The sequence below is a fragment of the Streptomyces sp. NPDC046985 genome (assembly GCF_040644415.1).
In the GTDB taxonomy this organism is placed as follows: domain Bacteria; phylum Actinomycetota; class Actinomycetes; order Streptomycetales; family Streptomycetaceae; genus Streptomyces.
This window is the reverse complement of record NZ_JBEYWK010000007.1, coordinates 56,289-80,428: the sequence shown is the minus strand read 5'-3', so window position 1 is coordinate 80,428 and position 24,140 is coordinate 56,289. Positions and strand designations below refer to the sequence as shown.

Genomic DNA, 24,140 nt, shown 5'->3' with positions numbered 1-24,140 from the left:
CGTGCTCAAGGCGACGCTGCGCACCTTCCTCGCCCACAAGGGGCGGTTGCTGCTCTCGGCCCTGGCCATCGTCCTGTCCGTGGCCTTCGTGGCGGGCAGCCTGATCTTCTCCGACACGGTCACCCGCACCTTCGACCGGCTCTTCGCCTCGACCGCCGCCGACGTCACGGTGTCCCCGAAGCAGGATCTGCGCTCGCCCCTGCGCACCGGCGCGGTGCAGACCCTGCCCGCCGACCTGGCCCGGCGGGTGGCCGGGGTGCGGGGCGTGGCGGCGACCCATGTGGACGCGGCGGTGGAGAACGCGGTGGTCGTCGACCGCCGCAACCGGCCGGTCGGCCCGACCACCGGCGCCCCCACCATCGCCCGCAACTGGCAGACCACCGACAAGAGCCCGGTGAAGCTGTCCTCCGGCCACGTCCCGCGCGGCGACGGCGAGGCGGTGCTGGACGCCGACACGGCCGCGCACCAGCACGTGCGCGTCGGCGACGTGCTGACCGTGCAGGCCCAGCCGGGCGCGTTCCGCGTCCGGGTGGTCGGCGTCGCCACGTTCACCACGACCAACCCCGGCGCCGCCCTGCTGTTCCTCGACACGCCGACCGCGCAGACCAAGCTGCTCGGCGCCGCGGACCGCGCCACCGGCATCTCGGTCGACGCGGTCCGCGGCGTCGGCGACGCCGCGCTGAAGCAGCGCGTCGCGGCGGCCGTCGGCGCCAAGGCTTACGACGTGAAGACCGCCGGTGAGCAGGCCAAGTCGGCCGCGGCGAGCCTGGGCGGATTCCTCAAGATCATCAGGTATGTGATGCTCGGCTTCGCCGGGATCGCGGTGCTCGTCGGCGTGTTCCTGATCGTCAACACCTTCTCCATGCTGATCGCCCAGCGCACCCGCGAACTCGGCCTGCTGCGCGCCCTGGGCGCCGACCGGCGGCAGGTGCGGCGGTCGGTGCTGACCGAGGCGGTGCTGCTGGGCCTGATCGCCTCCACCGTGGGCCTGGCGGCCGGGATCGGCCTCGCGGCCGGCCTCATCCGGCTGATGAGCGCCTTCGGGATGAACCTGCGGACGGCCGAGATGGCCGTCGGCTGGACCACGCCCGCGGCCGCGTACGCCGTCGGCGTCGGCGTCACGTTCTTGGCGGCCTACCTCCCGGCCCGGCGGGCCGCGAGCGTCTCGCCCATGGCCGCCCTGGCGGACGCCGAAGTGGCCGGGGTGGGCAGGCCGCTGCGGGTGCGCGCGTTGGTGGGCGCGGCGCTCGGGGCGGTCGGGGCGGCGGCGCTGGCCGGCTGCGCCGCGGCGACCAGGACGGCGACCGCCGCCTCGCTGCTGGGGGTCGGCATCGTGTTCACCCTGATCGCGACCGTGGCGGCCGGGCCGCTTCTGGTCCGCCCGCTGATCCGGGTGCTGGGCGGCGCGTTCCCCAGGCTGTTCGGCTCGGTGGGACGGATGAGCCAGCGCAACGCCCTGCGCAACCCGCGCCGCACCGGCGCCACCGCGGCCGCGCTGATGGTGGGCCTGGCCCTGGTGGGCGGGATGTCGGTGGCCAGCGCCTCCATCACCCGCTCCCTGGACGACCAGATCCAGCGGACCCTGGGCGCGGACTACATCGTGCAGAACCGCAGCTTCCTGCCGTTCTCCCAGCAGGTCACGGACACGGTGCGGGACACGCCGGGGGCCGGTCTCGTCGTACGGCAGCGGCTGGCGGCGATCGCGCTCTCGCTGCCAGACGGCAAGGAGGTCCAGACCGCCGTCTCCGGGTACGACCGCGGGCTGGACTCGGTCGTCAAGGTCACGTACACCGCCGGGAACACCGCGACCGCGCTGGCCGAGGGACGCATGGCCATGGACGTCGACTTCGCCCACAAGCACGGCGTGCGGCTGGGCGGCGTGCTGCCCGCCCGGTTCCAGGACGGTCGCCGGGGCGAGCTGACCGTGGCGGCGCTGACCGACCAGGACCAGGCGGAGGGCTTCGGGCTCCAGGGCGGGCTGTTCGTCGGCATGGGCACCCTGGCGAAGTACGCGCCCGGCACCCCGGACGCCGCCGTGTACGTGAACGCGGCCCCCGGGACGGCCGGCGGCCAGCTCCGGGCGCGGCTGGAGAAGCGTCTCGCCCCGTATCCGAACGTGCAGGTCCGCGACCAGGCGGACTACAAGAAGCTGGTGCGCGACCAGATCTCGGTGCTGCTCTACCTCGTCTACGCGCTGCTCGGGCTGGCCATCGTGATCGCGGTGCTCGGCGTGGTCAACACGCTCGCGCTGTCCGTGGTGGAGCGCACCCGGGAGGTCGGCCTGCTGCGGGCCATCGGGCTGGCCCGGCGGCAGTTGCGGCGGATGATCCGGCTCGAGTCGGTGGTGATCGCCGTGTTCGGCGCGGTGCTCGGGCTGGCGCTCGGGCTGGTGTGGGGGCTGTGCGCCCAGCGGGTGCTGGCCCTGCAAGGCATCACGGCGCTGGAGATCCCCTGGGGCACGATCGTCGCGGTCGTGATCGGCGCGGCGGTCGTGGGCGTGGCGGCCGCCCTGCTCCCGGCCCTGCGGGCGTCCCGGATGAACGTGCTGGCGGCCATCGCGCACGAGTGAGGACCCACGGCGCGTCCCCGGGCGCCGCGCGCCTGGGGAGGCTTCGTACCGCACGCGTCCCGCTGCTCCGTCACACTGCTCGACCCCGCGAGGACGGCGCCGCGCGCGGAGGACGGCCCGCGCGCCGGGGGCAGCGGGCCGATCCGCGACGCTCACCCGTACAGCCCTCGCCTCACCCTTTGCCGATCTTTTACCGTGTGAGGATCATTCGCTTCTCGGCGAGGGAAGGCGGTGAGCGTCCGGTCATGGGCGAGCCTTCGGGTGTCGCGCGCACCGCCGCGCGCTCCCCCTCGTCGTGCTGGAGCATGGGAGGGGGGTGAGCCGATGACGGAAGTGCTCCTGCTGTGGGCAGCGGTGCTGCTGTCCCTCGCCTGCGGCGCCTTCGTCGCGGCCGAGTTCTCGCTGACGACGGTCGACCGCGGCGCGCTGGAACGGGCGGCCGCCCGCGGCGAGAGCGGCGCCGGCGGCGCGCTGAAGGCCGTACGGAACCTGACGTTCCAGCTCTCCGGGGCGCAGCTCGGCATCACTGTGACGAACCTGCTGGTCGGCATGCTCGCCCAGCCGTCGGTCGCCCGGCTGATCGCCGGGCCGCTCCGGGCACTGGGCCTCTCGCGGTCCGCGGCGACCTCTCTGGCCCTGGTGCTGGGGACGGCCCTGTCCACGGTGTTCCTGATGGTCGTCGGCGAGCTGGTCCCCAAGAACTGGGCGATCTCCTCGCCGCTGACGGTGGCCCGTCGGGTGGGGAGCGGGCAGCGCTGGTTCAGCTCCGCGTTCCGTCCCTTCATCACCCATCTCAACAACGCGGCGAACCGCGTGGTGCTCCGGCTCGGGGTGGACCCCGCCGAGGAACTGGCCACCGCCCGCGGCCCCCAGGAGCTGGCGGCGCTGGCCCGGCACTCCGCCAAGCAGGGGGCCTTGGCCGCGGACACCGCGGAGCTGTTCGTCCGCACGCTCAACCTGGCCGACCTGACCGCGCAGAACGTGATGACGCCGCGCGTCCAGGTCATCGCCCTGGACGCGCGCGCGACCTGCGAGGACGTGGCCAACGCGACCCGGGCGACCGGGCTGTCCCGCTTCCCCGTCTACCGCGGCGCCATGGACTCCGTGGTGGGCACCGCCCACGTCAAGGACGTGCTGGCGGTGCCCGCCGAGCGGCGGACGCGCGTACGGGTCCGCGACATCATGCGCGAGCCGCTGCTCGTCCCCGAGTCGCTGACCGTGGACCGGCTCCTCGACCGGCTCTCGGAGCGGCGCACCATGGCGGTCGTCATCGACGAGTACGGCGGCATGGCCGGGGTGGCGACGCTGGAGGACATCGTCGAGGAGGTCGTCGGCGAGGTGCGCGACGAGCACGACCCGCACGAGACGCCGGACATCGCCGCGGCCGGGGCGGACGAGGAGGGCCGCGCCCTGTACTCGGCCGACGGCGCCGCCCGCGTGGACCAGGTGGCCCGCGTCGGCCTGCGGGCGCCCGAGGGGCCGTACGAGACCCTCGCCGGGCTGGTCGCCGCCCGGCTCGGCCGGATACCGGACGCGGGGGACGTGCTGGAGATCGCCGGCTGGCGGCTGGAGGTGGCCGACGCCGGCGGGCATCGGGCCGCACGGGTGCTGCTGCACGCCCCGCTCAGCGAGGACGCCGCCGAGGCCGCCGACGCCAAGACCGCCGAGGCCCGCGGGCGAGAGCGCGGGCGCGGCCGCGGACCGGGCGGAGGGCGGCGCGGGAGCCGCCTCGACGACGGTGAGGGGGCCGCCCGGTGATCGCCGTGCAGATCCTGATCGCAGTGGCGACCCTGGTCGTCAACGCGTTCTTCGTGGGCGCCGAGTTCGCGCTGATCTCGGTGCGGCGCAGTCAGGTCGAGCCGTACGCCGAGGAGGGCGACCGGCGTGCGAGGGCTGTGCTGTGGGGGCTGGAGCACGTGTCCGCGCTGCTGGCGGCGGCGCAGCTCGGCATCACCCTGTGCACCCTGGTCCTCGGCGTGGTCGCCGAACCCGCCATCGCGCACCTGCTGGAGCCGGCGTTCCACGCGGTGGGCGTGGCGGAGAGCGCGGGGCACGCGATGTCGTTCGCGATCGCGCTGGCCCTGGCGACGTATCTGCACATGCTGCTCGGCGAGATGGTGCCGAAGAACATCGCGCTCGCGGAGCCCGTGCGCAGTGCGCTGCTGCTCGGGCCGCCGCTGGTTGCGCTGTCCCGGGCGCTGCGGCCGGTGATCTTCACGGTGAACGCCTTCGCGAACGGCCTGCTGAAGCTGCTGCGGGTGGAGGCGAAGAGCGAGGTCTCGGCCACCTTCACGGACACCGAGCTGGCCGAGATCGTCAAGGACGCCAGTGAGGCCGGGCTGATCGACGACCGGGCGCAGGAGCGACTGCACGACGCGCTGGAGCTGGGCAGCAGGCCGGTGCGCGACGTCGTGCTGCCGCTGGGCCGGGTGGTCTACGCGCGCCTCGGGGTCACCCCGGAGCAACTGGAGCGGCTGTCGGCCGAGTCCGGCTTCTCCCGCCTCCCGGTGGTCGACCAGCAGCGCCGGATCATCGGGTATCTGCACGTCAAGGACGCGCTGGACGCCTCGCCGCGCACCGAGCCGTTCCGGATGCGGGACATGCGGCCGATCGCGCGGGTCCGGGAGGGCACGCCGCTGGACGACGTGCTCACCGCGATGCGCGGCGGCCGCACGCATCTGGCGGCCGTCCTCGGCGCGGACGGGCGGCTCTCCGGCCTGGTGACGATGGAGGACGTGCTGCGGGAGCTGTTCGGACAGCCTGCGTGAGCGGTGCGGGGCGTGCGGTGACCGGAGGGGCTCACCGGCTCGCGACACCCGGAAGACGTTGCCGGCCATGGGACTGGACCGACCGCTTGGTATGCGGCCGACGCGCCGGGATACCATCGCCCACGCCATGCACACGAACCCCATGCACACCAGCCTGGTCGCGATCGGCGACTCCTTCACCGAGGGCATGTCGGACCTGCTGCCCGACGGCTCCTATCGCGGCTGGGCCGACCAGCTCGCCACGCGGATGGCCGCACGGAGCCCTGGGTTCCGGTACGCGAACCTCGCCGTACGCGGCAAGCTCATCGGGCAGATCGTCGAAGAACAGGTCGCCATGGCGGCGGCCATGCGGGCTGACGTGGTGACGCTGGTCGGCGGGCTCAACGACACGCTGCGGCCCTCGTGCGACATGGGCCGGGTGCGGGCCCTGCTCACCGAGGCGGTGGAGCGGCTGACGCCGTCGTGCGGGCAGCTCGTGCTGATGCGCAGCCCCGGCCGCCAGGGCCCGGTTCTGGACCGCTTCCGGCCGCGCATGGAGGAGCTGTTCGCCTGCGTCGACGCGCTCGCCGAGAAGCACGGCGCCCTCGTCGTCGACCTGTACGGCGCGCCGTCGCTGGCCGATCCGCGACTGTGGGACGTGGACCGGCTGCACCTGACGGCCGAGGGGCACCGCCGGGTCGCGGAGGCGGTGTGGCAGTCGCTCGGCTACGAGGCCGAGGACCCCGAATGGCGCACGCCGATACCGGCGACGGCGCCGCCGGGCTGGACGAGCCGCCGCATAGCGGACGCCCGCTTCGCCCAGCAGCACCTGCTGCCCTGGATAGGCCGCCGGCTGACCGGCCGCTCCTCCGGGGACGGCCGCACAGGCGCCCACTTCAGCGCCGAGCAGGGCAAGGCCTTTTGGATCACCCCGGCGGACCACACGAACCCCGGCCCTGTCACGCACTGGCGCCAGGTGGCGCCCTGACCCGCCCCTCACCCGGCCGCCGGCTTGTGCCGCGCACCGCTGAACCGCGGGGCCTCGCCCATACGACGCCCGCAGCCGACAGGCCGACAGACTGCCGAATGGCCGAACGGCCGAGAGGTCCGCTGCCAGCGCGGCGCTCAGGGCCTCCACGTCGCCCCCCGAACAGGACTGGACGCCCCTCTTCAGCGGCGAACAGTCACCCTGACCAGCCTGACGATGCCCGCTGCAGGCCCCACGTCTGCAAGGCATAGGGCCGCCCCTTCTCCTCCCCCTCGATCAGCGGCACGTCAAGCAGGCTGAAGCCCGCCTTGGTGGCCACGGCGACGCTGGCGGCGTTCTCGGCCTCAAGCTCCAAGATCACTTGCTCCACGCCCAGTCGCCCGAAGGCATAGGCGGCCATCACCCGCACCGCCCTCGCCGCCAGCCCTTGGCCGCGGTGCGCGGGGCCGACCCCGTAGCCGACCTCCATGCCCTCGGGAGCGCGCCGCAGCATCACCTCGCCGAGCGGCGCGCGGCCGTCAACGGTGATGGCGAGCAGGACGGCCGTGTCCTCCGCCCGCATCCGCCGGTCCAGGTCCAGCCGTGCGCGAGCGGCCGCTTCGTCGAAGGGTGAGACGATCGGCGTCCAGTACGCGATGTCGGGATGGTCGAACAAATCCGACATCGCGGCCACGTCTGCTTCCGTCCAGTCACGCAGAACGAGCCCTTCCCCAGTGAGCTGGATCCGATCGGGAAAAGGCGGCGTGCTGCTGCTCATGGTGCGGAACCTTCCTGGCCTGTTGGTCGAAGCAGCATAACGACGCGTTCATCGGCTCATCAGATCTTCTGGTCACCCTCACGCCTGAGCGCCCACCACGCCACCGACCTCCCGAACGGCGCAGGTCGGAGTGGGTCCGGCCGACGCTCTCCGGGCCGCGTGGACACGTCAGAGCCGTCGGGGGCAGCGGGTAGACTCCGTCCACGTGACTTCCGCGCCCGTCAAGCCCCGCATCCCGAACGTCCTCGCCGGACGCTACGCCTCCGCCGAGCTCGCCACGCTCTGGTCGCCCGAGCAGAAGGTGAGGCTGGAGCGACAGCTCTGGCTCGCCGTGCTGCGGGCCCAGAAGGATCTCGGCGTCGAGGTGCCCGACGCGGCGATCGCCGACTACGAGCGCGTCCTGGACACCGTGGACCTGGCGTCGATCGCCGAACGGGAGAAGGTCACGCGGCACGACGTGAAGGCGCGGATCGAGGAGTTCAACGACCTCGCCGGGCACGAGCACGTGCACAAGGGCATGACGTCCCGGGACCTCACCGAGAACGTCGAGCAGTTGCAGATCCGGCTCTCTCTGGAGCTGGTGCGCGACCGCACGGTGGCGGTGCTGGCGCGACTGGGCAGGCTGGCCGCCGAGTACGGCGAGCTGGTCATGGCCGGGCGCTCGCACAACGTGGCCGCCCAGGCCACCACCCTCGGCAAGCGCTTCGCCACCGCGGCGGACGAGCTGCTGACCGCGTACGGGCGGGTCGAGGAACTGCTGGGCCGCTACCCCCTGCGCGGCGTCAAGGGCCCGGTCGGCACGGCGCAGGACATGCTGGACCTGCTCGGCGGGGACGCCGCGGCTCTGGCGGAGCTGGAGCGGCGGATCGCCCACCACCTGGGCTTCGGCCGGGCCTTCACCTCGGTCGGCCAGGTCTACCCGCGCTCCCTGGACTACGAGGTCGTCACCGCGCTGGTGCAGCTCGCGGCGGCCCCGTCCTCGCTGGCGAAGACGATCCGGCTGATGGCCGGGCACGAACTGGTCACCGAGGGCTTCAAGCCCGGCCAGGTCGGCTCCTCGGCGATGCCGCACAAGATGAACACCCGCTCCTGCGAGCGCGTCAACGGTCTGATGGTGATCCTGCGCGGCTACGCCTCGATGACCGGCGAGCTGGCGGGCGACCAGTGGAACGAGGGCGACGTCTCGTGCTCGGTAGTGCGCCGGGTGGCGCTGCCTGACGCGTTCTTCGCGCTGGACGGCCTGCTGGAGACGTTCCTGACGGTGCTCGACGAGTTCGGCGCCTTCCCCGCGGTGGTGTCCCGTGAGCTGGACCGCTATCTGCCGTTCCTGGCGACGACCAAGGTGCTGATGGGCGCCGTGCGGGCAGGCGTCGGCCGCGAGGTCGCGCACGAGGCGATCAAGGAGAACGCCGTGGCCGCCGCGCTCGACCTGCGCGAGCAGGGCGCCGAGCGCAACGAGCTGCTCGACAAGCTGGCCGCCGACGAACGGCTGCCGCTGGACCGCGCGCGGCTGGACGCGCTGATGGCGGACAAGCTGTCCTTCACCGGCGCGGCGGCCGACCAGGTCGCCGCGGTGGTCGGCCGGATCGAGGAGATCGTCAAGCAGCGCCCGCAGGCCGCCGCCTACGTCCCGGGGGCGATTCTCTGACCCGCTACACCCCGGCGGAGCTGGAGGCCGCCCGCGACCGTCTCGTGCCGGACGTGGTCGCGGACGGCCTGCACGTGCTGTTCTGCGGCATCAACCCCGGCCTGATGACGGCCGCGACCGGCCACCACTTCGCTCGCCCCGGCAACCGGTTCTGGCCGGTGCTGCACCGCTCGGGGTTCACCCCGCGGCTGATGAAGCCGACCGAGCAGGGCGAACTGCCCTCGCTCGGACTGGGCATCACGAACGTGGTGGCGCGGGCGACGGCGCGGGCCGACGAACTGACCCCGCAGGAGTACCGCGAGGGCGGCCGGCTGCTGACGCTGAAGGTGGCGCGGCTGCGGCCGCGCTGGCTGGCCGTGGTCGGCGTCACCGCGTACCGGGCGGCCTTCGACGACCGCACGGCCCGCATCGGCCCGCAGGAGCGCACGTTCGGCGCCACCCGGGTGTGGGTGCTGCCCAACCCGAGCGGCCTGAACGCGCACTGGACGGCCGAGACCATGGCGGGCGAGTTCGCGCGGCTGCGGAGTGCGGCAAGCGCTTCCTGACCGGCGGGTCACGGCGAGGTGCGGCAGGTCAGGGCGGAGGGCGCCGCGACTCACGGCAGGGCGCCACGACTCACGGCAGGGGTCCGCCGCTCACTCACGGCGGGCTGCCGCGACCCGCCGCTCACTCACGGCAGGCTGCCGCGACCCGCCGCTCACTTACGAGAGGCTGCCGCGGCTCACGGCGGATCGACGTCCGTGACGACCGCGAGGAGCTGGAACGGCAGCTCGGCGCCCCACCGCGAGACGCCGAGGGCTATCCAGCGGCCCGCCTCCGGCGACCGCCACAGCCGCACGTCCGGCACGTGCCCGCTCAGGGAGTCCCACGGCTCCGCCGTCCGCTGACCCGCCACCGTCCGTTCGAGGACGCTGTACAGGCTGAACCACTGGGGCGGACCCCAGCGCGCGGTCAGCCGCTCCGTCAGCCCGTCCCGGTCGCTGTCGTACTGCTCCTCCGTCTCCCGCCGGCGCGTCCCGTCGTCCTCCCAGAAGTCCTCGCTCGTCGCCAACTCGGCCGTGGACCAGCCGGGTCCGGCCGTGCCGGCGTCCGTCCTGACCGGCTCGGCGGGGAACGCCTCCGCGCACAGCCGGTCGATGACGGCGAGGGCCTTCGCGATGTCCATGCGCTCCAGTAAACCGGCTGCCACTGACAATTGACGGTACGTCAGGCATGCGCTCCGATGAGGCGCGGCGCCGCCCGCCCCTCGCTGCACCGGCCCACGGCGAGTACGATCCGGCCCACACGCGCACGAGCAGGGAGGACCGACGTTGGGGCGGCTGACCGGCGGGGACCCCTCGCTGCTGCGGAGGATCAACTCCGCGGTGGTGCTGCACGCGCTGCGCGGCGCGGACTGCGCGACGCTGACGGAGATCACCCGGGTGACGGGGCTGTCCCGGCCGACGGTCGAAGGGGTCGTGGAAGACCTGATGGCGGCGGGCCTGGTGATGGAGACGGCGGCCGAGGAGGGCGTCGCCCGTCGCCAGGGGCGGCCCGCGCGGCGGTTCCGCTTCCGTGCCGAGGCCGGGCACCTGCTGGGCCTGGAGATCGAGGCCCACCGGGTCGCCGCGCTGCTGTCGGACCTGGACGGCCGGGTGCTCGGCGCCCAGTCCAAGGACGTGGACGAGACGGCGGACGCCGACGAGCGCCTGGAGCGGCTGCGCGCCGCGGTCGCAGAGTTGCTGCGCCGGGCCGGTGTGCCGCGCAGCTCGCTGCGCGCCGTCGGCGTCGGCACGCCGGGGATCGTCGAGGCGGGCGGGGTGGTGCGGTTGAGCACCGCGCTGCCCGGGTGGACCGGACTGCGCCTGGGCGAGCGGCTGAGCCGTTCCTTCAAGTGCCCGGTGCTGGTCGAGAACGACGCCAACGCCGCGGCGGTCGCCGAGCACTGGAAGGGCGCCGCCACCGCGTCCGACGACGTGGTCTTCGTGCTGGCCGGGCTCAGTCCGGGCGCCGGATCGCTGATCGGCGGGCGGCTGCACCGGGGGTTCGGCGGGGCCGCGGGCGAGATCGGCGCGCTGCACCTGCTGGGCCGGGGCGACACCCCGGAGACGCTGCTGTCGACCACGGACCAGCCGCTGCACCCGCTGGACGAGCAGGCGGTGGCCGCGGTGTTCGCCCTCGCCCGCCAGGGCGACCAGCAGGCGCTGGCGGCCATGGACCGTTTCATCCGGCGGCTCGTCCACGACGTCGCGGCGCTGGTGCTCGCCCTGGATCCGGAGCTGGTGGTCGTCGGCGGCTGGGCGGCCGGGCTGGACGGCGTACTGGAGCCGCTGCGGAGCGAGCTGGCCCGCTACTGCCTGCGGCCGCCCGAGGTGACGTTGTCGATGCTGGGCGAGGCGGCCGTGGCGACGGGCGCGCTGCGGCTCGCCCTCGACCATGTCGACGAACAGCTCTTCGCGGTGGAGAGCCCGGTGACGGCCCGGCGCTGAGCGCCGCGGCGGGCCGTGCGCGTCGGCGCCCCGCGCCTCCGGGTGATCCGGTGGCACGGGGTCGCGCGGGCCGCGCACAGTCCTCGGCCCATGCGCAGTCCTCGGCCCGCGCACGGTGCACGGCGCAGACGCAGTGCACGGCTCGCACACAGCCCTCGGCCCGCACGCGGTGCACGGCCCGCACGCAGTCCTCGGCGCACACGCCGTGCACAGCCGCACGCAGTCCTCGGCCCGCGCGCGGTTCGCCGCCCGCGGTCAGGACGCCTGGCGCTCCGGGCCCTGGTCGATCTCCACGCCGCCGGAGTCGCCGAAGGTCAGCCGGCAGGTGTCCGCGCGGTAGGTGGCGACGGACAGGGCGGCGGTGCGGCCCCCGGCGAGGAAGCGCGTGGTGACGACGAGGACGGGCGCGCCGGGCAGCCGGTCCAGCTCTTTGGCGTCGTCCGCGCGGGCGGAGCCCAGTTCGACCGCGCGGTCCTGTCCCTCCAGGTCCAGACGCTGGAGTTCGCGCAGCAGCGCACGCGCGCGCGCCGGTCCGGAGGGCGCGTCGATCGCGGTAAGGTCGGGCACCGAGGAGGCCGGGATGTAAAGCAGTTCGGCCGCAACGGGCTGACCGTTACTCGTCCGGGACCGGCGCACGGTGTGCACGGACTCCTCGCGCCCGGTCTCCAGGGCGTCGGCGACAGCGGCCGGCGGGACTTCCCGCACGCAGTCCGCGGGCTGCCAGGCGTCGTCGGGCGCGCCCGGCCAAGCGTGCTGTTCGGCCCCCACGTCGACGCCCACGCGCGGCGGCGCGACCGTCGTGCCCACGCCGCGGCGGCGCTGAAGCCTGCCCTCCAGCTCCAACTGCTCCAGAGCCTGGCGCAGCGTGGCGCGGGCGACGCCGAAGCGGGCGGCCAGGTCACGCTCGTTGGGCAGGATCTCGCCGACCGAGAACTCCGAGTCCAGTGCCTCGCTGAGCACGGTCTTGAGGTGCAGGTACTTCGGCTCCGGCACCGATTCCAGTTGCGTGGTCCCCACCCTGTCCTCCGCAATCCCCGTGGTCCGGCGGCGTTTTAGCGCCCTTGTTTATTAAAGGTTGTTGTACTTGTCTGCGACCATAGGGCCGCCTACCCCCTTGGTCAAGACCAATCCTCGACCGACTGGGGACCGGATGTCCGCCGCGGCGCTCAGCGTTCACACGGCGTTCGCACCTGGGGGCGCGCGAGACGGCGCGCTGGCGGGCGCACACGACGGCGGCCGGGGGGCGGACGCACCCGGCGACGGGCGGGGCAGCGCACCCGGCGACGGGCGAGGCGGCGCACCCGGCTACAGGCGGGGCAGCGCACCCGGCGACGGCCCCGGGCTCCCCCTCGGGGCTACCGGGCAGTAGCGATTGCTGACAGGCTGTCTACCCGACAGTCCGGCGTCCGTCAGCGATTCCCGATCGAGGAGCCCCCATGTCCGCCACCGTCTCCTGCACGGTCCCCTCCGCCCACGGCCCGCGGACCGTGACCTTCTCCTACGCCCGCGAGGGAAGCGGCGAGCCGCTGCTCCTGCTGCACGGCATAGGTCACCACCGTCAGGCGTGGGACCCGGTGGTGCACCTCCTCGCGGCCGAACGCGACGTGATCAGCGTGGATCTGCCAGGGTTCGGCGCCTCTCCCGCGCTGCCCGAGGGACTGCGGCACGACCTGCCGACGATGAACGCCGCCCTGGCCGCCCTGTGCACGGCCCTGGACATCGACCGCCCGCACGTCGCCGGCAACTCGCTGGGCGGACTGCTGGCCCTCGAACTCGGCCGGGAGCAGCGCGTACGGTCCGTCACCGCCCTCTCACCCGCGGGCTTCTGGTCGCAGGCCGAGCGGCGCTACGCCTTCGTCGTCCTGCGCGCGATGCGGACGATCGCGCGGCGCACGCCGCTGCCGGTGGTCGAGCGCCTGGCCCGGACCGCCGCCGGACGCACCGTCCTGACCAGCACCGTTTACGCCCGGCCGGGCCGCCGGTCACCCGAGGCGGTGGTCGCCGAGACGCTCGCCCTGGCGGGGGCCGCGGGGTTCGAGGAGACGCTTCGCGCGGGCATCGGCGTGCGGTTCACGGACGACGTCCCCGGCATCCCGGTCACCGTGGCCTGGGGCGCCCAGGACCGGCTGCTGGTGCGCAGGCAGGGCGTGCGGGCCAAGCAGATCATCCCGCGCGCCCGGCTGGTCCGGCTGCCCGGCTGCGGACACGTCCCGATGAGCGACGACCCCGCGCTCGTCGCGCGCGTGCTCCTCGACGGCAGCCGCTGACACCCCCTCCCGCGCCCCCGGCGCCGCTCCTCGCGCTCCACCGGCCGGCTCGCGCGCTCACCGGCCGGCCGAAGCGCTCCGTCACGACGGATCCGTGCTTTACCCGGAGGTCACAGAGCGTTCGCGACCAGGCAACACCGTTCCTTCACAGTGGGTGCATGACTCGGAACATGTGTGATGTGACGCGCAGAAGGAACGGCCGCCCAGTGCACCACTGGCGGCGGGACGTGGTGGAACTCGCCGCTCTGTTCACGGCGGTGGCGGTCGCGGACGCGGTGGCCAACCTGATCGGCCACAGGCCCGGCGGACCCGCCCTGCTGCTGATCTCGGCGCTGGCGCTGCTCGCGACGGCGGCGTTCCACACCTGGTGGGCACGGCGCCACGGCCACGCGCCTCCCGCGGACGATACCGGCGCCCGGCCGCTCGCCGCCGGAGGGCGGCAGGCCGGGCCCTCCCCCTCCGCCCCGGCGGAGCACGAGGAAGCGGCGGCGCGTGCGCTGTGGCGGCTGCGGACCACGGTGAAGGACGAGCCGGGTTCGCTGGCCGCTCTCTGCACGGCGCTGGCCGTCCGGCACATCGACATCCTGAGCCTCCAGACGCACCCGCTCGCCGACGGCACGGTGGACGAGTTCCTGGTGCGCGCCCCGGGCGGAGTCGAGGCGCGGGAGATCACGGCGGCGGTCGGCGCCGCGGGCGGTTTCAGCACGTGGATCGAGCGGGCCGACGCCCACGATCTGGTGGACGCGCCCACCCGTGTCCTGGGCCTGGCCGCCCGCACCGCACTGGACGCGGCGGAACTCCCCCTCGCTCTGCGCCAGTTGCTCGGGCGGTGCACCATCCGCTCCTCGCCGTCCGGTCCGGCGGGCAGCGGCCGGGACGCCGAGGAGGTCCCGGTCGAGGGCGTCCTGGAGGAGACGGTGCTGCGGCTGCGGGGGCCGGAGGGCGGAGTGATCACGGTGGAGCGGCCGTACCTGCCGTTCACCCCGGCCGAGTTCGCGCGCGCCCGCGCCCTGGTGGAGCTGGACGCCCGGCTCGGCCCCCGGATGCCGCGCGGCCAGGACGTGCTGACGCTCCCCGAGGGCAACGCGATCACCGTCCGCCGCGCCGACCCGGGCGACCTCGACGCGGCCTGCCGGATGCACGAACGGTGCTCGGCGCGGACGCTGAGCCTGCGCTACCACGGGCCGGTCGGCGACGCCGAGCGCTATCTGAACCACCTGCTCAGCCCCCGCTTCGGCCGCACCCTGGCCGCGCAGACCGCGTCGGGCCGGATCATCGGCCTGGGTCATCTGCTCTGGGACGGCGACGAGACCGAGGTCGCGCTGCTCGTCGAGGACGAGTGGCAGCGGCGCGGCATCGGCGCCGAACTGCTGGACCGGCTGGTGTCCATGGCCGTCGACGCGGGCTGCGCCAGCGTGTACGCGGTCACGCAGGCGTCGAACACTGGCATGGTCGCCGCGATGCGGGGCCTGGACCTGCCGCTGGACTACCAGATCGAGGAGGGCACCCTCGTGATCACCGCCCGCCTGAACGCCCTCCGGGCCGCCAGCGCGCCGTCGCAGGACGCCCACGCCCAGCGGGCCGGTCACAGCGCGGCCAGCCCGCGCGACTGAGCGGCCCGCGCGGCCGACCCGCGTGCGGGTCTGAGCCACGCGACGACCCGGGCGACCGGCCCGCGCAATTGACCTGTCCGTGCCCCGTACTCGCGGGGCACGGACGGTCGGCAGCCAGGAGACGCACGGGCCGCCCGGCAGCGCACCGCGGGACCGCCCGCGATGCGCCCCGGCGCCCGCGCCTTCGCGGCGCCCCCACGCCTTCACGGCGCCCCCGTGTCCCCGTGCCCCCGCGCCCCCCAACCGGATCGCTCAACTCATCGCCCGGTGCGGGTTCTTCACCTCCGGCGCTCCGGGAGTCCGTGCCCCTAGTGCGGTGTCCAGGTCGCTCCACAGGTCCTCGACGTCCTCCAAGCCGACCGACATCCGCAGCAGGCGGTCGCCGACTCCCGCCCCGCGCCGGTCGTCCGGGTCCACGACGCGGTGGCTGATGGAGGCGGGGTGCTGGATCAGGGTGTCGACGCTGCCGAGGCTGACGGCCGGGGTGATCAGCCGGACGGCGCCGATGACCGCGTGCGGGTCGCCGTGCACCTCGAAGGCGACCATGGCGCCGCCGATCGCCGGGTAGTGGACGCGGGCGACGCGCGGGTCCGCGGCGAGCCGGGCGGCCAGGTCCGCGGCGGTGGTGGAGGCGGCGCGCACCCGCACCGGAAGCGTGGACAGGCCGCGCAGCAGCAGGTAGCCGGCGAGCGGGTGCAGCACGCCCCCGGTGGCGAACCGGATCTGCCGCAGCCGCCCGGCCAGTTCCTCGTCGCAGGCGACCACACCGGCCATGACGTCGCCGTGTCCGCCCAGGTACTTGGTGGCGCTGTGCAGCACCAGCCGGGCGCCCAGTTCGACGGGGCGCTGGAGCACCGGGGTGGCGAAGGTGTTGTCGGCGAGCAGCGGAACCGACCCGCAGGCGTGCGCGACGGCCCGCAGGTCCACCTCGGCCAGCGTCGGGTTGGCCGGGGACTCCACCATCACCAGGCCGGTGTCCGGGCGCAGCGCCGCGGCGATCCCGGCCGGGTCGGTCCAGGTCACCTCGCTGCCCAGCAGCCCGGCGGTCAGCAGGTGGTCGCTGCACCCGTACAGCGGGCGCACGGCCACCACGTGCTTCAGGCCGAGGGCGGACCGGGCGAGGAGGACCGCGCTGAGCGCGGCCATGCCGCTGGCGAACGCGACCGCCGCCTCGGCGCCCTCCAGCCGGGCGAGCGCGGTCTCGAAGCGGGCGACGGTCGGGTTGCCGAGGCGGCCGTAGACGGGCGGGCCGTCGAGCGCGGCGCCGTCGCCCGCGAAGGCGTCGATGCGGGCGGCCTCGGCCCGGCTGTCGTAGGAGGGGTAGGTGGTGGACAGATCGATCGGCGGGGCGTGCAGTCCCTGCCGGGCGAGATCCTCGCGGCCGGCGTGCACGGCCTCGGTGGCCAGTGCTCGGGAGGCGGTGCGTACGTCGTCGTACGCGGACGTGCGCGCAGAGTCCAGGGGCTTGTCCATGACGGAAGGGTGAACAGCGGCCGGACAGGCGGCGGAGAACTCCGTGTTACGTTCGGCGCATGGGCGCATCCGTCGTACTGGATCCGGTGGACCTCCATCTGCTGCGGCTGTTGCAGAACGACGCCCGGCTCACGTACCGCGATCTCGCCGCGCAGGTCGGGGTGGCCGCGTCGACCTGTCTGGACCGGGTGGCCCGGCTGCGCCGCTCGGGCGTGATCCTCGGCCACGCGCTGCGGCTCGATCCGGCCGCGCTGGGGCGTGGCCTTCAGGCGCTGCTGTCGGTGCAGGTCCGCCCGCACCGGCGGGAACTGGTGGGACCGTTCGTGGAGCGGATCCGGGCGCTGCCGGAGTCGCGGACGGTGTTCCATCTGACCGGCCCGGACGACTATCTGGTGCACGTCGCCGTGGCCGACATGGCGGATCTCCAGCGTCTGGTCCTGGACGAGTTCACGGCGCGGCGCGAGGTGGCGCGGGTGGAGACGCGGCTCATCTTCCAGCAGTGGGACTGCGGGCCGCTGCTGCCGCCGGGCGCGGTCCCGGGACCGCCCTCGCCCCGGCCGGAGTGAGGCGCCCGGAACCGGACGGCGGCCGGCCCGGAAACCGGGCTGACGCGACCCGCCTCCGCGTACCAGGATGGTCCGCATGTCAGACACAATGAGTCCGCTGCCCCGGCAGGTCGCCGACGCCTACGTCGACGATCTCATCGCCCTCGACCCGATCACCGGTACCTACCTGGGGGTGAAGGAGAGTTCGGGCAGGCTGCCCGACGCCTCGCCCGCGGGCCAGAAGGCCCTGGCGGAGCTGGCCCGCACGACGCTGGCCCGGCTCGACGAGGCCGAACGCCTTCCCGGCGCGGACAGCGGCATCGAGCGCCGGTGCGCCCGCCTGCTGCGCGAGCGGCTCACCGCGGAGCTGGCCGTGCACGACGCCGGCGAGGGCCTGCGCGCGGTGAGCAACATCCACAGCCCGGTGCACTCGATCCGCGAGGTCTTCACGCTCACGCCGACCGACACGGAGGAGGACTGGGCGGCGGTCGCCGAGCGGCTGCGCGCCGTGCCGGACTCGCTGCGCGGCTACCGGGAGTCGCTGGCCCTCGGTCTGGAGCGCGCACTCCACGCCGGCCCGCGGCCCACGGCGACGTTCGTGGAGCAGCTCACCGCGTGGTCGGGGAGCGACGGCCGGGAGCGCGGCTGGTTCGAGGAGTTCGCGAGCGCCGGTCCCGACGCCCTGCGCGCCGAACTGGACGCGGCGGCCGGCGCGGCGACGGCGGCCCTCGTCGAACTGCGCGACTGGATGCGCGACGTGTACGCGCCCGCCGTCGAGGGCTCCCCGGACACGGTGGGCCGCGAGCGCTACGCCCGCTTCTCCCGCTACTTCAACGGCACCGACCTGGACCTGGACGAGGCGTACGCCTACGGCTGGGCGGAGTTCCACCGGCTGCTGGGCGAGATGGAGCAGGAAGCCGAGAAGGTGCTGCCCGGCGCCGAGACCCCGTGGACGGCGCTCGCGCACCTGGACCGGGAGGGCGCCCATATCGAGGGCGTGGACGAGGTCCGCGACTGGCTTCAGGCCCTGATGGACGAGGCGATCGACGCGCTGGACGGCGCCCACTTCGAACTCGCCGAGCGGGTGCGCCGGGTGGAGTCGCGCATCGCACCGCCCGGCGGCGCCGCGGCCCCCTACTACTCGGCGCCGTCCCCGGACTTCTCCCGGCCCGGCCGCACCTGGCTGCCCACCATGGGACGTACCCGCTTCCCGGTGTACGACCTGGTGTCGACCTGGTACCACGAGGGCGTGCCCGGCCACCATCTCCAGCTCGCCCAGTGGGCGCACGTCGCGCAGGACCTCTCGCGCTATCAGGCGACGGTGGGCATCGTCAGCGCCAACGCGGAGGGCTGGGCCCTGTACGCGGAGCGGCTGATGGACGAACTCGGCTTCCTCACCGACCCGGAGCGGCGGCTGGGCTATCTGGACGCGCAGATGATGCGCGCCGCCCGCGTCATCGTCGACATCGGCATGCACCTGGAGCTGGAGATCCCGGCGGACTCGCCGTTCCATCCCGGTGAGCGGTGGACGCCGGAGCTGGCTCAGGAGTTCTTCGGCGCGCACAGCAGCCGGCCGCGGGACTTCGTGGAGAGCGAGCTGGTGCGCTACCTGTCGATGCCCGGCCAGGCGATCGGCTACAAACTGGGCGAACGCGCCTGGCTGCTCGGCCGGGAGAACGCCGCGAAGCGGCACGGCGACGCGTTCGACGCGAAGTCCTGGCACATGGCGGCCCTGTCCCAGGGTTCGCTGGGCCTGGACGACCTGGTGGACGAGCTGTCCCGGCTCTGACCCCCGCACGCGGCCCGGCCGCGGCGGCCGGTCAGCCGCCGCGGCCGGGCCGCCGCTCCCGCCGCGGTCCGCACCCGCGGTCGTCGCCCTCGGCCGGCCCCGTCAGCGGGTCGGCGGCGCGGCGTGCGCCGCCCCGCCGGGTCCCGGTCAGCCGTCGCCGCGCTGGCGGACCGAGGACCCCGCTCTGCCCTTCACGACCTCCAGTTGCGCGTGCACCCGCCGCCGCAGGTCGGCGACGTGGCTGACGATGCCGACGCTGCGGTCGCGTTCGCGCAGCGAGTCGAGCACGTCCAGCACCTCGTCGAGGGTCTGGTCGTCCAGGCTGCCGAAGCCCTCGTCGATGAAGAGGGTGTCCAGGCGGACCCCGCCGGCCTCGTCGGTGACGACGTCCGCGAGGCCCAGCGCGAGCGCGAGGGAGGCGAAGAACGTCTCGCCGCCCGACAGGGTCGCGGTGTCCCGCTCGCGCCCGGTCCAGGCGTCGACGACGTGCAGTCCCAGGCCGCTGCGGCCGCGTCCAGTCCGGTCGTCGGAGTGCACCAGGGTGTAGCGGCCCGAGGACATCCGCGCCAGCCGTGCGGTCGCGGCGGCGGCCACCTGTTCGAGCCGGGCGGCCAGGACGTAGGACTCCAGGCGCATCCGGCGTTCGTTGTCGGCCGAGGTGCCCGCGGTGAGCGCGGCGAGCCGCGCCACCCGGTCGTGCTCCGCGCGCAGCGGCGCCAGGCGCCGTACGCCGTCGGCCGCGCGGGCGGAGAGCCGGTCGAGTTCGACGCAGCGGCGGGCGGCCGCGTCCCGCTCGGAGGCCGCCTCCCGCAGCCGCCTGCCCGCGGCGTCCGCGGCGGCCTGCGCCGTCGCGGGGTCGGCGGCAGGCTGCCGGGCGGCGGCCGCTGCGTCGGCTTCGGCGAGGAGTGCGCGCACCGCGGCCTCCTCGGTGTGCCAGGCGTCCAGGCGGTGCTGGAGCGCGCGGTGGGCGGTGTCGTCGAGCAGTGCGCCCACGGCGTCCTGCGGGGTGTCGAAACCGGCCCGGAAGGCGGCCTCGGCGAGCCGCCCGTCGGCCTCCTTGAGGCGTGCGGCGCTCTGTTCGGCGGCGCGCGCGGCCTCGGCGGCCTCGGTGAGGAGCGCCGCCTGCCGCTCCAGTTCGCCGGCGCGCTCGGCGACGCCGGCGGCGGTCCCCCGAGCCGCGGACAGCTCGGCCTCCAGGTCCGTCTTCTCGCGGTCCAGGTCCTCCCGGCGGCTGAGGCGCGCGGCCGAGCGGACCTCGGCCCGGCGGCGGTCGGCGAGCCGCCGCTCGCGCTCCTGCTCCAGCCCGCGCAGCTCCTCCTGGGCCGGGTGCAGCGCGGCGCCCTCCCGGCGGGCGCGCGCGACCTGGCCCTCCAGCTCCTCGTCCGCCGCGCCGAGCCGTTCGGCGGGGTCGTCGCCGGCCTCCGCGGCGGCCGCGGCCAGCCGCTCGCGCAGGGCGCCGACCCGGCGCTCGTCGTCGGCACGCCGCTCCTCGGCCCTCTGGTGGGCCGCGAGGGCCGCCTCCTCCACCGCGCGGTCCACGTGCCCGGTGACCTTCCGTGCGGGCGCCGGGTGCTCGGTGGCGCCGCAGACGGCGCAAGGCTCGCCGTCTGCGAGGTGCGCGGCGAGTTCGGCGGCGATGCCGTTCAGCCGCTGCTCCTTCAGGCCGAGCCAGTCGTCCCGGGCCCGTACGGCGTCTTCGGCGGACTCCAGGGCCCGCCGCCGCGCCTGCGCGGTCTCCTCGGCCAGCCGGTCGCGCAGCCGGGCCGCGGCGAGCCGGGCCTTGGCCGCCTCGCGGCGCACGGCGAGCTGCTCGGCCCGTACGGCGGCCTCGCGCGCCGCCTCCACGCGCGCCTCAAGGCCCGCGCGGCGGGTCTCCCACTGGGCGAGCCAGCTCTCGGCCTCCCGGAGCGCGTCCTCGTCGGCGCGCTCCTGACGGTCGGCGTCGGCGCGTTCTGCGAGGAGGGCGGTGAGGCGCCGCTCGGCGCGGCGGGCCGAGGACAGTCCGCCCAGTTCCTCGGCGGCCCGGCGGGCGGCGGCGGCCAGTCCGGCCGCTCCGGCGTCGGCCAGGCGCGCGGGCAGCGACGTCCGGGCCCGCCCCTCCGCGTCGGCCGCGCGCCGGTGGGCGGCCTCGGCGGCGTCCCGCAGCTCTGCCGCGGGTGCCACGTTCTCGGCCTTGCGGCCGCGCTCCATCCGGGTGCGGGCCGCCCGGTGCTCTGCGGCGCGCTCCTCCAGGCGTGCGGCGCGCTCGCTGCCCTCGGTGAACCGCCGCTGGAGCCGGGCCAGTTCGCGTGTCTCGAGCACGGCACGCTCGGCGGCGCCCTGGGCCTGCTCGGCGGCGGTGAGCCGGCAGTGGGCGACGGCGAGCTGTTCCCGGGCGGTGCTGCGGGCGACGGCGGCCGCGGTCAGCACGGCGTCGGCGAGACCGGGTTCGCCGGGCGCCAGCTCCGGCGGTCGCATGGCGCCGCCCGCCGCCTGCTGCATGCGGTGCGCGTCGGCCAGCAGCGCGGCGTCGCCCTCGCGCACCCGGGCCTCGGCGGCGCGGCGGCGCTCGGCGAGGCGCTTCTCGGCGTCCGCGAAGCGCTGGGTGTCGAACAGGCGGCCCAGCAGCTTGCCGCGGGCCTCGGCGTCGGCGCGCAGGAAGCGCGCGAAGTCGCCCTGCGGCAGCAGCACGACCTGGCAGAACTGCTCGCGGCTCATGCCGAGCAGGTGGCCGATCTCCTCGCCGATCTCCTGGTGGGAGCGGCTGAGGTCCTTCCAGGCGCCCGCGGCCGCGTCGTACTCGCGCAGCCTGCTCTGCGCCTTCTCCACCGTGGTGCCGGTCCCGCGCCGTTTCGGGCGCTCCCACGGCGGGCGGCGGGTCAGCTCCAGGCGCCGCCCGGCCACGGTGAGGTCGAGGGCGACCTCGGTGGGCGCGTCCGGGGCGGCGTGGTCGCTGCGCAGGCTCATCCCCTGGCCGCTCTGCCGGGCGCCGGGCACGGAGCCGTACAGGGCGTAGCACACGGCGTCGAGGACGGAGGTCTTGCCGGCGCCGGTCGGCCCGTGCAGCAGGAACAGTCCGGCCGCCGACAGGGCGTCGAAGTCGACGCTCTGGGAGCCGCCGAAGGGGCCGAAGGCGGTGACGTCGAGCCGGTGCAGCCTCACCGTGCGGTCTCCCGGAGTGCCGTGTCGGCGCGTACCCCGTCGAACGCCTCGCGCAGCACGGCCTGTTCGCGCGCGTCGGGGCCCGCGCCGCGCACATGGGCGACGAAGTCCTCGGCTATCTGCTCGTCGCTGCGGCCCGCGAGCCGGCGGGCGTAGGAGACGTCGGGGCCGTCCGGGGCGCGTTCGGGGTCGAAGAGGAGGCTGAGGGTGTGCGGGAAGCGCGCGGTGAGGCGGGCCATCGGGTCGGCGGGGCGGACCGGGTCGGTGAGCGTGGCCTCGACCCAGGCGTCCTCGTGGCGGTCGAGGGCGGGGTCGGCGAGCAGATCCTCCAGGGCGCCGCGGATCCGGGCCAGGGCGCGCGGGACCGGGCAGTCGATCCGCTCGGCTGTCACCGCAGCGTCGGCGCCGAGGTCGACGAGCCACATGCTCTTGCGGTGCCCGGCCTCGGAGAAGGAGTACGGCAGCGGGGAGCCGGAGTAGCGCACGCGGTCGGTGAGGGTCTGGCAGCCGTGCAGGTGTCCGAGGGCTGTGTAGTCGGCGCCGTCGAAGACGCCCGCGGGGACGGCGGCGACCCCGCCGACGGTGATGTCCCGCTCGCTGTCGCTGGCCTCGCCGCCGGTGACGAAGGCGTGCGCGAGGACGACGCAGCGGGTGCCGGGAGCACGGGCGGCCAGGTCGGCGCGGACCCGGTCCATGGCGGCGGCGAGCACCGCTTCGTGGGCCGCCTTGTCGACCGCGAACTCGTCCTTGACGAGGGCCGGTTCGAGGTAGGGCAGGCCGTAGAAGGCGACGTCGCCGTGGGCGTCGGACAGCACCACCGGGACGCCGCACGCGGCCGGCTCGGTGCGCAGATGGATGCCCGCGCGGTCGATCAGCCCGGCGCCGACGCCGAGGCGGCGGGCGGAGTCGTGGTTGCCGGAGATCATCACGGTGGGCACGCCGAGCGCGGCGAGGCGGTGCAGGGCGTCGTCGAACAGCTCGACGGCGGCCAGCGGCGGCACCGCGCGGTCGTAGACGTCTCCGGAGACGACCACCGCGTCCACCTGCCGCTCGCGCACGGTGGCGATCAGGTGCGCGATGAAGTCCGCCTGGGCGCCGAGCATGCCGACCCGGTGGAAGGACCGCCCCAGATGCCAGTCGGAGGTGTGCAGCAGTCTCACGAATCCGCTCCGGCCCGCACGCTTGCCCTCTTCTCCCGCTCGCTCCCGCTGTCCCCGCTCGTCCGCCGTGCCCCGCGGGCCGTCTGAGGCCGCGCGGACCCCGCGACGAGCAGCCACCACGCTAACGCCTCTCCGCACCCGCTCAGCACCGAACGGGTCAGCAGACGCCGACCGCGCGGCCCGCGGCGGCCGGACGCCGCCGGTCAGGCGCCGCCGGGCGCGCGGACCGCCGCGGCCGGACCGAGCCGGCCAGACGGCGCCGAACGGCACGACGGCCGGACAGCACCTGCCGGACGGCGCCGGCCGGACAGCGCCGGTCAGACGGCGTCGCCGTACGCCTCCCCGCCCACCTCGAAGCCGGCGGCGCCGGAGGTGGCGTCGGCCAGCCAGGCCCGGAAGGCGTCCACGTCGGCGTCCGGCAGCGCGATCTCGATCGTCACCGCCTCGCCGTAGCGCACGTCCCGCACCTCGCGCCCGGCGGCCCTCAGCTCGTTCTGCACCTTGCCGGCCCGCTGGTGGTCGACGGTCACCGTGGCCAGGCGGAAGCGCCGGCGGGTCAGCGTGCCCAGCGCGTCCAGCGCCTCGCCCACGGCGCCGCCGTAGGCGCGGATGAGGCCGCCGGCGCCGAGCTTCACGCCGCCGTAGTAGCGGGTGACCACGGCGACGACATACCGCATGTCCCGGCGCAGCAGCATCTGGAGCATGGGCACACCGGCGGTGCCGCCGGGCTCGCCGTCGTCGCTGGCCCGCTGGACGCCCGCGTCGGCGCCGACGACGTAGGCCCAGCAGTTGTGCGAGGCGTCGGCGTGCTCCTTGCGCACCGCGGCGACGAAGTCCTGGGCCTGCTGCTCGGTGGCCGCCGGGGCGAGGGCGCACAGGAAGCGGGAGCGGTTGACCTCGGTCTCGTGCACGCCCGCGCGGGCCACTGTGCGGTACTCGTCCTGCATCCGGCCACCCTAAGCGGACCCGCCCGGC

General features: G+C 75.0%; 18 protein-coding genes. 11 read left to right on the top strand and 7 right to left on the bottom strand.

From position 1 onward, the window contains the following. Window position 1 precedes the first annotated feature (1 nt). The 4 genes from ABZ861_RS11095 to ABZ861_RS11080 all read left to right on the top strand — a co-directional run bounded on the left by ABZ861_RS11095 (window position 2) and on the right by ABZ861_RS11080 (window position 6,304). Entirely contained in the window at window positions 2-2,569 is a 2,568-nt protein-coding gene (locus tag ABZ861_RS11095; protein ID WP_361627244.1) for an FtsX-like permease family protein, read from the top strand. A 324-nt stretch (window positions 2,570-2,893) separates the two neighbouring features. Beyond that, window positions 2,894-4,327: a hemolysin family protein gene (locus tag ABZ861_RS11090; protein ID WP_361627241.1), complete on the top strand. Its 1,434-nt coding sequence runs from the start codon at window positions 2,894-2,896 to the stop codon at window positions 4,325-4,327. Continuing rightward, window positions 4,324-5,337, top strand: coding sequence for a hemolysin family protein (locus tag ABZ861_RS11085; RefSeq protein ID WP_361627238.1), 1,014 nt, complete (start codon window positions 4,324-4,326; stop codon window positions 5,335-5,337). Before ABZ861_RS11090 ends, ABZ861_RS11085 begins: the two co-directional genes overlap by 4 nt. Window positions 5,338-5,464: 127 nt before the next feature. Beyond that, window positions 5,465-6,304 (top strand): SGNH/GDSL hydrolase family protein, encoded by an 840-nt coding sequence (locus ABZ861_RS11080; RefSeq protein WP_361627235.1) that lies wholly within the window; start codon window positions 5,465-5,467, stop codon window positions 6,302-6,304. Between the two features lie 196 nt (window positions 6,305-6,500). On the opposite strand, the gene ABZ861_RS11075 is transcribed toward ABZ861_RS11080, so the two are convergent. Further along, complete coding sequence (locus ABZ861_RS11075) at window positions 6,501-7,061, bottom strand: GNAT family N-acetyltransferase (protein ID WP_361627232.1); 561 nt, start codon at window positions 7,059-7,061, stop codon at window positions 6,501-6,503. 130 nt (window positions 7,062-7,191) lie between these two features. Between ABZ861_RS11075 and purB the strand changes: the two genes are divergently transcribed. Both purB and mug read left to right on the top strand, forming a co-directional pair. Then, the gene (gene purB, locus ABZ861_RS11070) at window positions 7,192-8,709 is read left to right on the top strand and encodes an adenylosuccinate lyase (protein ID WP_361627229.1); all 1,518 of its coding nucleotides are present in this window, start codon (window positions 7,192-7,194) and stop codon (window positions 8,707-8,709) included. Then, the gene (gene mug / locus ABZ861_RS11065; protein WP_361627881.1) at window positions 8,706-9,254 is read left to right on the top strand and encodes a G/U mismatch-specific DNA glycosylase; all 549 of its coding nucleotides are present in this window, start codon (window positions 8,706-8,708) and stop codon (window positions 9,252-9,254) included. Before purB ends, mug begins: the two co-directional genes overlap by 4 nt. Before the next feature lie 176 nt (window positions 9,255-9,430). On the opposite strand, the gene ABZ861_RS11060 is transcribed toward mug, so the two are convergent. Further along, the gene (locus ABZ861_RS11060) at window positions 9,431-9,874 is read right to left on the bottom strand and encodes a hypothetical protein (RefSeq protein ID WP_361627226.1); all 444 of its coding nucleotides are present in this window, start codon (window positions 9,872-9,874) and stop codon (window positions 9,431-9,433) included. A 145-nt stretch (window positions 9,875-10,019) separates the two neighbouring features. Here ABZ861_RS11060 and ABZ861_RS11055 point away from each other — a divergent pair, with 145 nt between their 5' ends. After that, window positions 10,020-11,177, top strand: coding sequence for an ROK family transcriptional regulator (locus ABZ861_RS11055; RefSeq protein ID WP_361627223.1), 1,158 nt, complete (start codon window positions 10,020-10,022; stop codon window positions 11,175-11,177). Between the two features lie 255 nt (window positions 11,178-11,432). On the opposite strand, the gene ABZ861_RS11050 is transcribed toward ABZ861_RS11055, so the two are convergent. Then, window positions 11,433-12,194: a GntR family transcriptional regulator gene (locus ABZ861_RS11050; RefSeq protein ID WP_361627220.1), complete on the bottom strand. Its 762-nt coding sequence runs from the start codon at window positions 12,192-12,194 to the stop codon at window positions 11,433-11,435. Window positions 12,195-12,613: 419 nt separating this feature from the next. On the opposite strand from ABZ861_RS11050, the gene ABZ861_RS11045 reads away from it, so the two are divergent. Together ABZ861_RS11045 and ABZ861_RS11040 are read left to right on the top strand one after the other, a co-directional pair. Continuing rightward, window positions 12,614-13,444, top strand: coding sequence for an alpha/beta fold hydrolase (locus ABZ861_RS11045; protein ID WP_361627217.1), 831 nt, complete (start codon window positions 12,614-12,616; stop codon window positions 13,442-13,444). Window positions 13,445-13,614: 170 nt separating this feature from the next. Then, window positions 13,615-15,057: a GNAT family N-acetyltransferase gene (locus ABZ861_RS11040; RefSeq protein ID WP_361627878.1), complete on the top strand. Its 1,443-nt coding sequence runs from the start codon at window positions 13,615-13,617 to the stop codon at window positions 15,055-15,057. A gap of 252 nt (window positions 15,058-15,309) precedes the next feature. On the opposite strand, the gene ABZ861_RS11035 is transcribed toward ABZ861_RS11040, so the two are convergent. Continuing rightward, window positions 15,310-16,518, bottom strand: coding sequence for a PLP-dependent aspartate aminotransferase family protein (locus ABZ861_RS11035; protein WP_361627875.1), 1,209 nt, complete (start codon window positions 16,516-16,518; stop codon window positions 15,310-15,312). A gap of 71 nt (window positions 16,519-16,589) precedes the next feature. Here ABZ861_RS11035 and ABZ861_RS11030 point away from each other — a divergent pair, with 71 nt between their 5' ends. Then, window positions 16,590-17,096: an Lrp/AsnC family transcriptional regulator gene (locus tag ABZ861_RS11030; RefSeq protein WP_361627214.1), complete on the top strand. Its 507-nt coding sequence runs from the start codon at window positions 16,590-16,592 to the stop codon at window positions 17,094-17,096. 76 nt (window positions 17,097-17,172) lie between these two features. Beyond that, entirely contained in the window at window positions 17,173-18,864 is a 1,692-nt protein-coding gene (locus ABZ861_RS11025; RefSeq protein ID WP_361627211.1) for a DUF885 domain-containing protein, read from the top strand. Between the two features lie 147 nt (window positions 18,865-19,011). Here the strand turns inward: ABZ861_RS11025 and ABZ861_RS11020 are convergent, their stop codons facing one another. The 3 genes from ABZ861_RS11020 to ABZ861_RS11010 form a co-directional block, all read right to left on the bottom strand. Further along, window positions 19,012-22,005 (bottom strand): SMC family ATPase, encoded by a 2,994-nt coding sequence (locus ABZ861_RS11020; protein ID WP_361627208.1) that lies wholly within the window; start codon window positions 22,003-22,005, stop codon window positions 19,012-19,014. Next, the gene (locus tag ABZ861_RS11015; RefSeq protein WP_361627205.1) at window positions 22,002-23,165 is read right to left on the bottom strand and encodes an exonuclease SbcCD subunit D; all 1,164 of its coding nucleotides are present in this window, start codon (window positions 23,163-23,165) and stop codon (window positions 22,002-22,004) included. The genes ABZ861_RS11020 and ABZ861_RS11015 overlap by 4 nt, the downstream gene beginning before the upstream one ends. 317 nt (window positions 23,166-23,482) lie before the next feature. Continuing rightward, window positions 23,483-24,112 (bottom strand): YigZ family protein, encoded by a 630-nt coding sequence (locus ABZ861_RS11010; RefSeq protein WP_361627202.1) that lies wholly within the window; start codon window positions 24,110-24,112, stop codon window positions 23,483-23,485. Between the last annotated feature and the right edge of the window lie 28 nt (window positions 24,113-24,140).

Bases quoted from the DNA above. Each gene is read 5' to 3' on its own strand.
- ABZ861_RS11090 (WP_361627241.1), top strand. From the start codon at position 2,894: ATGACGGAAGTGCTCCTGCTGTGGGCAGCGGTGCTGCTGTCCCTCGCC.
- ABZ861_RS11080 (WP_361627235.1), top strand. From the start codon at position 5,465: ATGCACACGAACCCCATGCACACCAGCCTGGTCGCGATCGGCGACTCC.
- ABZ861_RS11075 (WP_361627232.1), bottom strand. From the start codon at position 7,061: ATGAGCAGCAGCACGCCGCCTTTTCCCGATCGGATCCAGCTCACTGGG.
- ABZ861_RS11060 (WP_361627226.1), bottom strand. From the start codon at position 9,874: ATGGACATCGCGAAGGCCCTCGCCGTCATCGACCGGCTGTGCGCGGAG.
- ABZ861_RS11045 (WP_361627217.1), top strand. From the start codon at position 12,614: ATGTCCGCCACCGTCTCCTGCACGGTCCCCTCCGCCCACGGCCCGCGG.
- ABZ861_RS11040 (WP_361627878.1), top strand. From the start codon at position 13,615: ATGTGTGATGTGACGCGCAGAAGGAACGGCCGCCCAGTGCACCACTGG.
- ABZ861_RS11030 (WP_361627214.1), top strand. From the start codon at position 16,590: ATGGGCGCATCCGTCGTACTGGATCCGGTGGACCTCCATCTGCTGCGG.
- ABZ861_RS11025 (WP_361627211.1), top strand. From the start codon at position 17,173: ATGTCAGACACAATGAGTCCGCTGCCCCGGCAGGTCGCCGACGCCTAC.
- ABZ861_RS11010 (WP_361627202.1), bottom strand. From the start codon at position 24,112: ATGCAGGACGAGTACCGCACAGTGGCCCGCGCGGGCGTGCACGAGACC.